The organism is Limosilactobacillus pulli (assembly GCF_947381555.1).
Taxonomy (GTDB): domain Bacteria; phylum Bacillota; class Bacilli; order Lactobacillales; family Lactobacillaceae; genus Limosilactobacillus; species Limosilactobacillus pulli.
Genome location: NZ_CANCWQ010000039.1, coordinates 1 through 13432, shown reverse-complemented (window position 1 = coordinate 13432; position 13432 = coordinate 1). Strand labels below are relative to the sequence as shown.

At 46.6% G+C, this 13432-nt stretch carries 11 protein-coding genes; 8 read left to right on the top strand and 3 right to left on the bottom strand.

The window, feature by feature from the left end; genetic code table 11:
• Positions 1–158 precede the first annotated feature (158 nt).
• Positions 159–2045 (top strand): glycoside-pentoside-hexuronide (GPH):cation symporter, encoded by a 1887-nt coding sequence (locus QOS03_RS08495; protein WP_408612094.1) that lies wholly within the window; start codon positions 159–161, stop codon positions 2043–2045.
• An 18-nt stretch (positions 2046–2063) separates the two neighbouring features.
• Positions 2064–4100 (top strand): beta-galactosidase, encoded by a 2037-nt coding sequence (locus QOS03_RS08490; protein ID WP_283576100.1) that lies wholly within the window; start codon positions 2064–2066, stop codon positions 4098–4100.
• Between the two features lie 96 nt (positions 4101–4196).
• Here the strand turns inward: QOS03_RS08490 and QOS03_RS08485 are convergent, their stop codons facing one another.
• Positions 4197–4730: a 3'-5' exonuclease gene (locus tag QOS03_RS08485; protein WP_283576099.1), complete on the bottom strand. Its 534-nt coding sequence runs from the start codon at positions 4728–4730 to the stop codon at positions 4197–4199.
• Between the two features lie 17 nt (positions 4731–4747).
• Positions 4748–5515, bottom strand: a complete 768-nt coding sequence (locus QOS03_RS08480; protein WP_283576098.1) for an exodeoxyribonuclease III — start codon at positions 5513–5515, stop codon at positions 4748–4750.
• A gap of 128 nt (positions 5516–5643) precedes the next feature.
• Between QOS03_RS08480 and murB the strand changes: the two genes are divergently transcribed.
• Positions 5644–6543 carry a UDP-N-acetylmuramate dehydrogenase gene (murB, locus tag QOS03_RS08475; protein ID WP_272208564.1) on the top strand — a complete coding sequence of 300 codons (900 nt, stop codon included), beginning with the start codon at positions 5644–5646 and terminating at the stop codon, positions 6541–6543.
• A gap of 241 nt (positions 6544–6784) precedes the next feature.
• Here the strand turns inward: murB and QOS03_RS08470 are convergent, their stop codons facing one another.
• Positions 6785–7441, bottom strand: coding sequence for a DUF1361 domain-containing protein (locus QOS03_RS08470; protein WP_272216083.1), 657 nt, complete (start codon positions 7439–7441; stop codon positions 6785–6787).
• A 130-nt stretch (positions 7442–7571) separates the two neighbouring features.
• Between QOS03_RS08470 and cdaA the strand changes: the two genes are divergently transcribed.
• The 5 genes from cdaA to QOS03_RS08445 all read left to right on the top strand — a co-directional run bounded on the left by cdaA (position 7572) and on the right by QOS03_RS08445 (position 13292).
• A complete protein-coding gene (cdaA, locus tag QOS03_RS08465) occupies positions 7572–8426 on the top strand; it encodes a diadenylate cyclase CdaA (protein WP_283576097.1) in 855 nt (284 codons plus the stop codon).
• Complete coding sequence (locus tag QOS03_RS08460; protein ID WP_283576096.1) at positions 8416–9312, top strand: CdaR family protein; 897 nt, start codon at positions 8416–8418, stop codon at positions 9310–9312. Before cdaA ends, QOS03_RS08460 begins: the two co-directional genes overlap by 11 nt.
• 58 nt (positions 9313–9370) lie before the next feature.
• On the top strand, positions 9371–10726 hold the full coding sequence (glmM, locus tag QOS03_RS08455; RefSeq protein ID WP_283576095.1) for a phosphoglucosamine mutase: 1356 nt from the start codon (positions 9371–9373) through the stop codon (positions 10724–10726).
• Between the two features lie 205 nt (positions 10727–10931).
• Positions 10932–12752 (top strand): glutamine--fructose-6-phosphate transaminase (isomerizing), encoded by a 1821-nt coding sequence (glmS, locus tag QOS03_RS08450; protein WP_169461239.1) that lies wholly within the window; start codon positions 10932–10934, stop codon positions 12750–12752.
• 228 nt (positions 12753–12980) lie between these two features.
• Positions 12981–13292 (top strand): hypothetical protein, encoded by a 312-nt coding sequence (locus QOS03_RS08445; protein WP_169461238.1) that lies wholly within the window; start codon positions 12981–12983, stop codon positions 13290–13292.
• Positions 13293–13432 lie beyond the last annotated feature (140 nt).

Below are 13432 nucleotides of genomic sequence, written 5' to 3'. Positions count from 1 at the left end.
AGCGCAGAAAAGTTCCGCGCTCAAGCCGCATAAATAATTTTTCTATTTAAACTGTATACTTGACAGGCAATAGTGCCGAGAGTAAATAAGGGGGCATTATCGTGGATACTACCACCAAAGCTGCCGCACCACGGCAGCATTTAACTAAGCAGCAGTGGATTTCGCGCTCGGCATTTTGTTTTGGAAACGTTGGCCACTCTGCTTTTTATGGCGTAATGAGCAATTATTTCATTATTTTCGTTACCAGCGGCATGTTTGCCGGACTAAGCAAATCAGTTGCCGACCGTTTGATTGGCTTGATCACCGGTTTGATTGTTGGCGTGCGGATCATCGAGTTGGTGATTGATCCATTGCTGGGTAATATTGTCGACAACACGCACACTCGCTGGGGGAAGTTCAAGCCTTGGATTTTATGGGGTAACATTGTCAGCGGCGCACTGCTCTTGGTATTATTTACCGGGATTTTTGGCCTGGCCAAGGTAAACTGGGTACTGTTTGCCGTTTTGTTCGTTGTAATTTTCATTACATTTGATATTTTTTATTCATTTTCCGATGTGTCATATTGGGGCATGGTACCAGCGCTGAGTGAAGATTCACATGAGCGCAGTATCTATACGTCATTGGGAGCTTTTGCCGGTACGATCGGCTGGAACGGTTTGACGATCATCGTGGTACCGATTGTAACGACCTTTACCTACCTGGCAACTGGACACCGCAATGAGGGTCCAGCCGGCTGGTTTGCTTTTGCGGCGATCGTAACGGTGCTGGCGCTTTTAAGTGCTTTGGCAGTCTGCCTTGGCACTAAAGAAAACGATAATATCATTCGGCAGTCGGCCAAGCAAAAGACGTCAATCAAAGACGTCTTTTCCGCAATCTTTCATAATGATCAGATTATGTGGCCAGCGCTAGCATATTTGATGTATTCATGTGCCTATGTCATTACCAATGGCGTTTTGTTCTATCTGTACAAGTTTGTAATCGGTCAGCCTGATCATTTCTGGGTTGTTGGGGTCATTGCTACGATCGTGGGCTTCTTTGTCAGTCCGCTGTTCCCGATTTTTAACAAGTACGTACCAAGAAAATGGCTGTTTACAATTGGTCAGTGCTGCATGGTTGCGGCCTATCTGATTTTTATCTTTGGCCGCAGCAACGTTTATGTCATGGATTTGGGACTGGTTTTGTTCAACGTCAACTGTGCGCAGTTGGTTACCGTTTTGACGCTGACGGACGCAATTGAATATGGTCAGCTTAAGACCGGTCAGCGTAACGAAGCCGTTGTGTTGGCAGTACGACCAATGATTGATAAATTAACCGGGGCCATCTCAAACGGTCTGGTTGGTTGGATCGCTTTGGCCTGTGGTATGACTGGCAGAGCCACGGCAGCCGATATGACTGCTAAAAGCATTCGGACGTTTGACAGCATGGCTTTCTATATTCCAATGGTACTGGCGCTGCTTTCAATCGTTATTTTCTTAAGCAAGGTTACGCTTAGCGAAAAGAAGCATGCCCAAGTAGTTGAAGAATTAAAGACCGAACTGGCAGCCGGTAATGATGCCGAAGAAACCGTCTTTGACGAAAATCAGGCAGCGGTGACGCTGTTGGCACCGGTTGATGGTGAGGTTGTTGATTTAGCTAACGTCACTAATGAGGACGGCACCAAAGGCTTTCCAGGCAGTGGCTTTGCCATTAAGCCCGCTGATGGACGCATCTATGCACCATTTGACGGTAAGATCCGCTTTGCCTTTTCAACTCGGCATGCTTTTGAAATCGAGGCTGAAAATGGCGTTGGCCTAGTCATTCATGTTGGTATCGGTACGGTTAACATGCGAGGCGAAGGATTCAATACGCACTTCCAGGAAGGACAGACGGTACATGCCGATGAGCTGCTGTTAGAGTTCAATCGTGACCTGATCTTACAAAGCGGCTATGATGATATTGTCGTAACGTTCTTGACCCAGCCACAAAAAGTACAGCTGCAAGAATTTGAGACCGGCGTCAAGGTTGTCCATGGTCAGCCGATCGCCAAAGCGGAGATCAAAAAGTAAAGGCTGGGAGGAGAGATTATGAAAAAAGGACTGCCAACTGTTTTATATGGTGGTGACTACAATCCTGATCAGTGGCCAGAAAACGATTGGGATAAGGATATCGCAGTTTTTAAACAGGCCGATATCAATTCGGCAACGATCAATGTTTTTTCGTGGGCACTTTTGGAACCACGTGAATGTGAATATCATTTTGAAAAGCTGGATCGTATTATTGAAAAACTAAGTCAAGCCGACTTTAAGATTGTTTTGGCAACGTCAACGGCAGCTATGCCGGCCTGGATGTTTAAAAAATATCCAGACGTAGCACGAGTCGACTATCAAGGACGGCGGCATGTCTTTGGCCAGCGCCATAATTTCTGTCCCAGCTCGACCAACTATCGCCGACTGGCAAAAAATCTGGTTGACCAATTGGCAAAACGCTATGCCGACAATTCGCATATCGTGGCTTGGCACGTTAATAACGAGTATGGCGGCAACTGCTATTGCGAAAACTGCCGATTAGCCTTTCAAAAATGGCTCAAACAGCGCTATCAGACGTTGGATAATCTAAATCGTGCTTGGGACAACAGTGTCTGGAGCCATACGATCTATGACTGGGATGAGATTCAAGTGCCCAATGAGCTGGGCGACGCTTGGGGAGCTGAGGGCACGCATACGATCGTGGCGGGGCTGTCAGTAGATTATCTGCGCTTTCAGTCTGATACCATGTTGGATCTGTATAATCTGGAAAAGCGGACGATTGAAGAATATGACGATCAAACACCGATTTTGACCAATTTTCATGGGACGCCAAATAAGTGGATTGATTATCATGCCTGGGCCAAAGATCAAGACATTATTGCCTATGACAGCTATCCGGCCTATGATGAGCCTGCTTATGAAGCTGCGTTTCGCTACGATTTGATGCGTGGGTTAAAGCATCAGCCGTTTATGCTGATGGAATCGACGCCATCGCAAGTCAATTGGCAGCCATACAGTCCTTTGAAACGGCCCAACCAAATGAGGGCAACTGAGCTGCAAGCTGTCGCACACGGGGCCGATACCGTTCAGTATTTCCAGCTCAAGCAGGCCGTAGGGGGCTCTGAGAAATTCCATGGCGCCGTCATCAGTCATTCGCGGCGTACCGATACCAGGGCTTTTCAAGAAGTCGCACAGCTGGGTCATGATCTGAAAAAAGCGGGTAGGGCCTTTAAAGATGCCGCCATCCCCGCCAAAGCAGCCATTGTGTTTGACTGGAGCAATTTTTGGGCGTTTGAGTACGTAGCCGGTATTACGCAAGATCTGAGATACGTGCCATTGATTCTGGACTATTACAAGCAGTTTTATGAGCGCCAGATTCCGGTTGACGTGATTGGTACGGACGATGATTTTTCTCAATATGATCTGATTGTGGCACCGATTCTGTATATGGTAAAAAAGGGACTGGGTGAAAAAATCAGTGCGTATGTTCAAAATGGCGGCCAATTGCTGACTACTTATGCATCTGGGATGGTTGATGAATCTGATAATGTTTATCTGGGCGGCTATCCGGGACCTTTGAGTGAGATTTTGGGAATCTGGGTTGAAGAAACTGATGCCACGGTGCCTGGTCAGACTGTGCAGGTCGCTTTTGAAAATAACCCAAAAGTCAGCTTTAACGGACGACTGCTTTGTGATCAGATTCATCTAACCAGTTCAAAAGCGCGGGTGCTGGCTCATTATGCCAGTGAGTTTTATGCTGGTACGCCTGCCGTGGTCGAAAACTCGTTTGGCAGGGGTCAGGCTTGGTATGTCGGCACGCGGCTGGATCATGACGGGCTTAGTCAGGTGATTGATCGGGTTGTTGAAAAGACCGATCTTAAGCGCCTGTGCACAGAAAAGACCGATCTGGAAATCACCCGCCGCGTTAGAAATGGTCAGGAACTCTATTTTGTGCTCAATATGAGAAATGAAGCAAGACCTTTACCGGTTGAGTTGCAGCAGGCTGGATTTATCGACATTTTGACCCAGGCTGCACCCAAAGCTCAGCTTAAGCCATGGGACGTTGAGATATTGAAACGGACCATGACTGACTAGCCTTTCTAAAGGCATCATTAAAACTCTCTTGATCGGCAGTCAGCCGATCCAAAAAAGCATCGCCAATTTTGACGATGCTTTTTGTATTGAAGATGATCAGACGCTTTTAATAAATGGTTTGAGCATTTCGGGACCAAATTGGTGATTTTGCGTCAGCAAGATATTGGCACAGGCCTGGGCATCATCAAGAGCGTTGTGATGATGATGCAGATCAATGTTTAATGCGTTACAGATGGTGTTGAGTTTGTGATCGGGCAATTGTGGCCAGAACTGGCGGCTGGTCTTTAACGTATCCAGTGATAAAAAGCGCGGTACCGGCAGTTCATAATGAGTCAGCGTATTTTTGAGAACACTGTTGTCAAATACGGCATTATGGGCAATCACCAGCTTGTTGGCATCAAAGAAGGGTTGGATGTGATCCCAGACCTCAGGGAAAATCGGGGCGTTAGCAACATCGCTTTCATGAATGCCATGAATCTGTACGTTGCGCCAGAAAAAAGGCGTCTGGGGATTAATTAAGGTATAGAATTCATCAACGATTTGATTTTGCCGGACGATTACCAAAGAAAGCGAGCAGGCCGACCAGCGCTTGCCGCTGGCGGTTTCGAAGTCCATTGCCACAAAATTCATAAAAATTCCTCCTGTGATTAAAGACTGGGCAGCTGAACGTCCAATTCAACGGGACAGTGATCACTGCCAAGAATCTGATCATGGATCTTGGCATCAATCAAATGTGAGTCAAGATCGGCTGAAGCAACGAAATAATCAATCCGCCAACCAGCATTGCGCTGACGAGCGTGGAAACGATAGCTCCACCAAGAATAGCTGTGCTCTTGATCAGGATAGAAATAGCGGAACGTATCGGTAAACCCGCTTTTTAGCAGCTTGGAAAAATCTTGCCGCTCCGCATCGGTGAAACCGGGATGATGATGATTGCTCTGCGGATTTTTTAAGTCGATTTCTTGATGAGCTACGTTGAGATCGCCACACCAAACGATACTTTTTTGCTGACTGAGCTGATTGACGTAATCATAAAAAGCGGAGTTAAAGCCACGACGAAAGTCCAGCCGCTTCAACTCGGCACCAGAATTGGGCACGTAGGTATTAATAAGGTAGAAATTGGGATACTCAAGCGTAATGACGCGTCCCTCGTGATCAAACTTAGGCGCATTGATACCGTAGAAAACGTTTAAGGGCGCCTGTTTAGCAAAGATAGCCGTACCTGAATAGCCCTTTTTTTCGGCATAGTTCCAGTATTGGTGATAGCCAGGCAAATCAAGATCCAATTGGCCAGGCGCTAGTTTGGTTTCTTGAACGCAGAAAAAATCAGCATCCAGATCGTTGAAAGTTTGCATAAAGCCGTGCCTGATCGCGGCTCTTAAGCCATTGACGTTCCATGAAACAAATTTGGTCATTGCAATCAACCTCACAAAAAATTATCTGATCTTATTGTAAGGGTTCAGAACATTAAAATCCAAAACAAACAATGCTACAATAAGAAAAGATTGACGAATTTTTGTTGAGAAAGCGAGAGAACGAATTTATGGCAAATAATCTGATGCAGGAATTTTCTGATATTCAAATTCTAAAAGACGAACCGCTGTCAAAGTATACCAATACCAAGACAGGCGGTCCGGCAGACTGGCTGGCGTTTCCCAAAAACGTTGATGAAGTCGAAAAGCTGGTTCAATATGCTGATCAAAATACCATGCCGCTGACGGTAATCGGCAATGCCAGCAATCTAATCGTCCGTGATGGCGGTATTGAAGGCCTAACGATGATCTTGACTCAAATGAATGGGATTCAAGTTGAAGGCAACCGCGTCATTGCTCAGGCTGGGGCCTCATATATTGAGACAACCAAGGTGGCTCGCGATCATTCACTGAGTGGTCTGGAATTTGCTGCCGGCATCCCTGGCAGTGTTGGTGGGGCCATTTTTATGAATGCTGGTGCCTATGGTGGTGAGACCAAAAACGTTGCTGCTGAGGTTACGGCAATGCTGCCTGATGGGACGATCAAGCACTATGACAACGAAGCACTCGATTTTGGCTATCGTCACAGCTCAATTCAAGACAATCACGGGATCGTCTTGGAAGCTGTTTTTGAGCTTAAGCCTGGTAATCAAGCAGAGATTACGGCAATGATGGATGATCTTAACGCCCGGCGTGCCGCCAAGCAGCCTCTGGAACTGCCATCATGCGGCTCGGTCTTTAAGCGTCCCGAGGGATACTTTGCCGGTAAATTAATTCATGATGCAGGATTGCAAGGATATACTTCAGGCGGAGCTCAGGTTTCAACCAAGCATGCTGGTTTTATCGTTAATGTCGACCATGGTACGGCAACGGACTACCTAAACGTGATCCATCACGTGCAAGAGACTGTTAAAGAAAAGTTTGGCGTCAGTCTGGAAACCGAGGTTCGAATTATCGGCCGCGAAGCCTAATAAATTGATTTATTCAAGAGCCTGGGAATAAAGTCTCAAAATAGAAAAATGGCTGAAGATTGCGTTGTTTAAAACGTTGATCTTCGGCCATTTCCATTATTAAAGTTGTTTTATTTTGTCAGAAAAATTAGTTTTTTTCAGCTTCAAAAATTAACTCAGCCCCTAACTACGTATAGATGATGATGCTTGAGCACAGTAGCTGGCTGACAGTTCAAACGCTGATAAATCAACGTTTGGCCAATCACATAAAATCGGTGCGACTGATCATCTGCAGACACCAATAAATCAGCAGTTGTAACAGAGTCATGATCAATACGAACTCAAGCATTGGCCAGCTCCAGATGCTTAAAAGCTGTTTAAAAAACCATGAAGGCGTGATGAAAAGGTAGATTGAGTGCAGCCGCAAAAAACGGCCGATATAGATACCAACGCCGGCCAGAAAAGAGAAGAGCGCAATCCAGATTAAGTGAAAGCCGGTGATTTTAGGCGTCAGCATTTTCTCCAAAAGCCGGCTGATGCGAGTCATCTCAACCGTACCAAAGATCGCACAGCTGAATGCTGAAAGCACCATTAATGCAAAGGCCAGCCACATTTTAGGATCGGAGCGTAAAATACCGGTTGTACTGGTATGAGGATGCAGCCATGAGAGATGAAAAAGATCGGTCATGACATAGGGCGTGTTGGGATAAAAAACCAGCCATAAGACCAGCAGTGCCCAAAAAGCCAAGGAGCGGCGATCAGCAAAATGCTGCACCCAAAAGCTGAACTCGATTGGCAAATAAGCCAAAAAAACGTTTAAAACCATAAAGTTAAATGGCGACTTGAGCAGCAGCTGCAAAGTCGTCAGCAGAATCAGAAAATAAAGCCGCAGCTTCCATTGATAGGATAGTTTAGGCAAAAAACCACCTCTTAAAAAATTCTTATGCCTAGCATAACAGACAACGTGGTAGATAGGCTAAATAACGAATATTTTTGATGATATAATCATATTTAAGAATTTTGTTTTAGGCAGAAGGGAGAGAAAATCATTGCAGTTTCTTGCATTACTCCTGACCTGGCATAATCTGGTCAACCTGATTGATATTTTGGTCATCTGGTTTTTGATCTACGAATTGCTGATGCTGGTACGCGGAACTAAGGCCGTACAGCTGTTCAAAGGGATTTTGATCATCATTTTGGTTAAGCTGATCAGCTGGTATATCGGACTCAGTACGGTTTCTTGGGTCATGGATCAGGTCATCAACTGGGGGGTCATTGCCATTGTCGTGATCTTTCAGCCAGAAATCAGACGAGGGTTGGAGCATCTGGGACGCGGCGCCTTGTTTGCCCGCACCCCTAAGGCCAATGAAAAAGAGGAGGATCTGATCAGGCAGCTGGACCAAGCGATTCAGTATCTTTCTAAGCGAAGAATCGGGGCCTTGATCTGTATTGAAATGGAAACCGGTTTGGAGGAGTATATCGAAACCGGGATTCCATTGGATGCCGAGGTAACCGGCGCGCTTTTGATCAATACGTTTATTCCTAACACGCCGCTGCATGATGGTGCCGTCATCATTAAAAACAATCGCATAGCCGTGGCAGCTGCCTATTTGCCACTGTCTGACTCCAAACTGATTCCCAAAGATCTTGGGACACGGCATCGTGCAGCCGTTGGAATCAGCGAGGTCACCGATGCTTTGACGATTGTGGTATCTGAAGAAACGGGCGAGATTTCGATTACCAAAGATAATGAACTGATGCGTGGTATGTCGCGCAAGGACTATCTGAAGTTTTTGCGGGCGCAGCTCTATACCGAGGAATCACAGCATCCACGACCGGAGAACTTTTTTACCAGCCTAATGCGGCGTTTCCGCAAGCAAGGAGGCGATCAGCATGAAAAATGACAAGTTAGGTCTGTTTGACCATGTCTGGGTACTGCGGATCGTTTCTTTGATTCTGGCGATTCTGCTGTTTGTCTACGTTACCGGCAGTAAAAGCAGCGATACGCGCCAATCGTCACAAAACGGCCAAAACAGTGCGCTGATGGCCAATAAGACTGAGACGCTCAAGATTCCGCTTGAAGTTGAGTCGAATTCGGAAAAGTATGTAGTCACCGGCTATCCACAATATGTCAAGATCAAGATCACCGGCCCTTCCGCTTTGGTGACGACGACTGCCAACACGCAGAATTTCAAGGTTACTGCCGATCTGACCAATCTAGGTGTGGGCAAGCATGAGGTCCGCTTAAAGGCATCCGGTTTGAATAAGGAATTAAGCTATTCGATCAATCCAGCCAAAATCAAGGTTAATATCCAATCGCGCAATACCGCAACGGTGCCGGTTGAAGTTCGCTTGAGCTCAAAAAGTCTGAATGACGGCTATCGAGTCGGAACGCCAAAAGCGGCCTTGGAAAAGGTACAGATTACCGGTGCTAAAAGTGAGGTGCAGCAGGTTGCCAAGGTTATTGCCTATGTCAACGTGCCTAAGAATACGCAAAGTACGCTGCATCGCACGGTAACCCTGCAGGCAACCAATGAGGCTGGTCAGACCATGAACGTGGTGATCATACCAAATACGGTTTCCGTAACCGTACCGATCAGCCAGACGGCAAGCAACTCAAAAGACTCAAGCAGCACGTCGGATGCCAGCTTAACTGATACGCAGTCCAGTACGGTCAGTGACGCTGACTCTGAGAGCTCATCATTGTCCAAGCGCAGTTCTGCTAGTTCGTCTGTCAGCAGCCAGGTAAATAATTCATCGGTTTCGGCAAGCGAAAATAGCACAAAGTAGTATAATCAAACATAGTGAATTTTAATGGAGCTTATTTAGCCCAGAAATGAGGAGAAACATGAAGTTGAAATATTTTGGAACTGATGGCGTTCGTGGTGTGGCTAATCGCGACCTGAGTCCTGAGTTGGCCTTTAAGGTTGGCCGTGCCGGGGGCTATGTCTTGACGCGGCACTCAGAACGCAAGCAGCCCCAAGTTTTGGTTTCCCGTGATACGCGAATTTCCGGTCAGATGCTGGAAAATGCCCTGGTTGCCGGCTTACTTTCAGTCGGCATCGAGGTATTGCGCTTAGGGGTTGTAACAACGCCTGGCGTGGCTTACCTGGTTCGGGCCCAAGGTGCTGATGCCGGGGTTATGATCACGGCCAGCCACAATCCGATTCAATATAATGGAATCAAGTATTTCGGCAGTGATGGCTTCAAGCTTTCCGATGAGCTGGAATATGAGATCGAACAGTTCTTGGATGCAAAAGAAGATACCTTGCCCCGCCCATCCGATGCCGGTTTGGGAACGGTTGAAGACTATCATGAAGGAGCTTTGAAATACACCTCGTTTTTGGAACAGACGATTTCAACGGATCTGTCCGGTCTCAAAGTCGTTGTTGATGCGGCCAATGGTGCTACCAGCGGTTTTGTCTCCAATTTGTTTGCCGATTTAAACGTTGACTTTACGCCAATCCATGCCAATCCAAATGGGCTGAATACTAACCTGGACTGTGGCTCCACGCATCCAGAGAGTCTGCAAAAAGCCGTGGTTGAAAATCAGGCTGACCTGGGGCTGGCTTTTGACGGTGACGGGGATCGCTGCATTGCCGTCGATAATGAGGGTAACTTGGTCGATGGTGACAAGATCATGTATATTTGCGGCAAGTATCTGAATGAAAATGGCCGTCTGAAAAAGGATACGATCGTAACGACCGTGATGAGCAACCTGGGCATGTACAAGGCCATGGAAGCCCACGGTATGAAGAGCGTTCAAACCAAGGTTGGCGATCGCTATGTTGTCGAAGAAATGCTGAAGTCCGGCTACAACCTAGGTGGCGAGCAGTCCGGCCATATTATCTTCTTAGATCATAATACGACTGGTGACGGGATGCTGACGGCACTGCAATTGCTGCAGGTTATCAAGGCAACCGGCAAGAGCATTAAGGAACTGGCTTCAGACGTTAAGACGTATCCACAAGAGCTGGTCAACATTACCGTGGCTGACAAACAGTCGGCGATGGAAAATCCAGCTCTGAAGTCAGTGATTGCTGATGTTGAAAAGGAAATGAATGGAGATGGCCGAGTACTGGTACGGCCTTCTGGTACGGAACCATTGCTGCGGATCATGGCCGAGGCACCAACCAAAGAACTGGTACATGGCTATGTTGAAAAAATTGCCGAAGTTGCCCGTCGCGAATTGGAAGTTAAATAATTTTAGTAAATATTTGAACAAGCCAAGGCAGGTGCGATCGTTGTCGTGACGCCATTGGTACCATTAAAAAATTGCCGACTCTATACCAATCGAGGTTAATCGATTGACATTGGGGCCGGCAATTATTAATATACAATAGTGTTATTAAATAATAGCTTGTTTTTAAAGTTATCTATACCAATTTTATTGAAGGATGGGAAATATTATGTGTGGAATTGTTGGTGTTACTGGAAACGATCGCAGCGTTTCCATTCTGATCGACGGGTTGAAGCGGCTGGAATACCGCGGCTACGACTCAGCCGGCATCTACGTCAACGACGAAAAAGGACATGACTACCTGGTTAAGCGCCCAGGCCGCATCAGCAACTTAGAGGCAGCCTTGACGCCAGAAGTCAAAGGGATGGCAGGGATTGGCCACACCCGCTGGGCTACGCACGGTGTTCCTAGTGAAACCAACGCGCACCCTCACTACTCCAATGATGAACGTTTCTACCTGGTTCACAACGGTGTGATCGAAAACTACCTGCAGCTCAAAGAAGAATACCTGCAGGGCGTTGAATTCAAGAGCCAGACCGACACTGAGGTAATCGTCCAACTGGTTGACAAGTTTGTTGTTGACTACAAGATGGATACCAAAGATGCCCTGCTCAAAGTACTGCGCTTGATCAGTCCGGACTCTTCATATGCCTTTGCCTTAATGGATCGTGAACAGCCCGATACGCTGTTTGTTGCCAAAAACAAGAGCCCATTGTTGGTTGGTTTGTGCCAAGGCTACAATATGGTTGGCTCCGATGCTATGTCAATGATTGACGAGACCAACGAGTTTATGGAAATCAACGACCATGAACTGGTTATCGTTAAGCCAGACAATGTCACGATCGAAGAATTCGATGGGACGGAAAAGAAACGCGATTCCTTTAAGGTTGACATGGATCCAAGCGCTGCCGATAAAGGTACCTATCCATTCTACATGCTAAAGGAAATCGATGAACAGCCTGCCGTAATGCGCAAGCTGGTTCAAGAATACTTTGACAGCGATGATCAGCCAAAGGTCAGCGAAAAGCTGCTGAAGGCTATGGCCGAGTCTGACCATATTTACATCATTGGTGCCGGGACCAGCTATCATGCCGGTCTAATCGGGGCACGGATGTTTGAAAAGCTTTGTGGCGTACCAACGACGGTCCATATTTCTTCTGAATTCGCCTACGAGCAGCCATTGCTGAGCGAAAAGCCATTCTTCTTGTTCCTTTCGCAAAGTGGTGAAACGGCCGACAGTCGTGAGGTGCTGGTTCACGTTAATGAGCACAACTGGCCAAGTCTGACGATTACTAACGTTGACAAGTCAACGCTATCGCGTGAGGCTACGTTTACGCTGCTTTTGTACGCTGGTCCAGAAATTGCCGTTGCCTCAACCAAGGCCTACACGGCACAGATCGCCGTTGAAGCTATCTTGGCTAAGGCACTTGGCGAGTATTTGAGTCGCGATGCTGCTCAGGACTTTGACTTAAAGCACCAGTTGGGTACGATTGCCAACGGGATGCAGTCAATCACGGATTCCAAAGAAGACATTGAGGCGTTGGCATCACGCTATCTCTCTAAGCCACGCAATGCCTTTTACATTGGTCGTGGCATCGACTGGTCGGTTTCTTTGGAAGCTGCCTTAAAGCTTAAGGAAATCTCTTACGTTCAGGCAGAAGGATTTGCATCTGGGGAACTCAAGCATGGTACGATTGCCCTGATCGAAAACCAGACGCCGGTAATTGCCATCATTACGCAGGATCGTACGGCTGGCTTGACGCGCAGCAACCTGGAAGAAACGCAGTCGCGTGGTGCCGCTGCTTTGACGATTGTTTCTCGTCATCTGGCACGTGAAGACGACAATATCATTATTCCAGACGTTGACGAACTGCTGACGCCGCTGCTTAGTGTCGTTCCAGCTCAATTGCTGGCTTACTACACCAGTCTGGGCAAGGGTCTGGACGTTGATAAGCCACGTAACCTGGCTAAGTCCGTTACGGTACAATAAATTATCAAAGGAAGGTTTCGGTATTGCCGAAACCTTCTTTTTATGCATAAAGTCATAAAAATCTATCGTTAATTGTTGACAGCGCTTACAAAATTTTGTAATATAAAGTCACAAGGTATTAAGTATTTACCTTCTAATCAATTCTCTTTCTCTCTTATGCCAATCATCGTCGGTCCACGGCGATGATTTTTGTTTTCTGCTACAATAGACATGAAGGGGGATTATTAAATGGAAGAACAGCATGAAGTCTTTACCTTAATTGAAGAAATTACGCGCAATGACGGTACCAAGTATTATGAAATCGGCAATATGGTACATAACGGTCGGGCCGAGCTGGCTGCCGAGCGGGGCTTTATTAAGGAAGTTCGCATTTTAAAGCTTAATATCCCACACTCACAAAACGTGATCAAATATGAGCATTTTATCAATACGCACTATCAAATGCAGGATGAGTCAATGGATCACTGGGAAGAATGGAAACGAACCCCAGAGGCGGATCAGCTGGTTAAAGACATTCTGCGGGAGAATCGGGTCGGCTGATTCAGCAAACTAAAAATTTTGATGAACGGCTTGGGCATAAGGGTGCCCTGGCCGTTTATTTTGTGGCAGATTGTAAAATTTAAGTTGAACATTTTAGTGGACAGAAAAACCCATAAAGGTCTTTAATGGTGTCGTCACAA

What these genes read in the sequence shown, in the direction of transcription:
- QOS03_RS08490 (WP_283576100.1), top strand. Translation starts at nt 2,064, where the DNA reads ATGAAAAAAGGACTGCCAACTGTTTTATATGGTGGTGACTACAATCCT.
- QOS03_RS08485 (WP_283576099.1), bottom strand. Translation starts at nt 4,730, where the DNA reads ATGAATTTTGTGGCAATGGACTTCGAAACCGCCAGCGGCAAGCGCTGG.
- QOS03_RS08480 (WP_283576098.1), bottom strand. Translation starts at nt 5,515, where the DNA reads ATGACCAAATTTGTTTCATGGAACGTCAATGGCTTAAGAGCCGCGATC.
- murB (WP_272208564.1), top strand. Translation starts at nt 5,644, where the DNA reads ATGGCAAATAATCTGATGCAGGAATTTTCTGATATTCAAATTCTAAAA.
- QOS03_RS08460 (WP_283576096.1), top strand. Translation starts at nt 8,416, where the DNA reads ATGAAAAATGACAAGTTAGGTCTGTTTGACCATGTCTGGGTACTGCGG.
- glmM (WP_283576095.1), top strand. Translation starts at nt 9,371, where the DNA reads ATGAAGTTGAAATATTTTGGAACTGATGGCGTTCGTGGTGTGGCTAAT.
- glmS (WP_169461239.1), top strand. Translation starts at nt 10,932, where the DNA reads ATGTGTGGAATTGTTGGTGTTACTGGAAACGATCGCAGCGTTTCCATT.
- QOS03_RS08445 (WP_169461238.1), top strand. Translation starts at nt 12,981, where the DNA reads ATGGAAGAACAGCATGAAGTCTTTACCTTAATTGAAGAAATTACGCGC.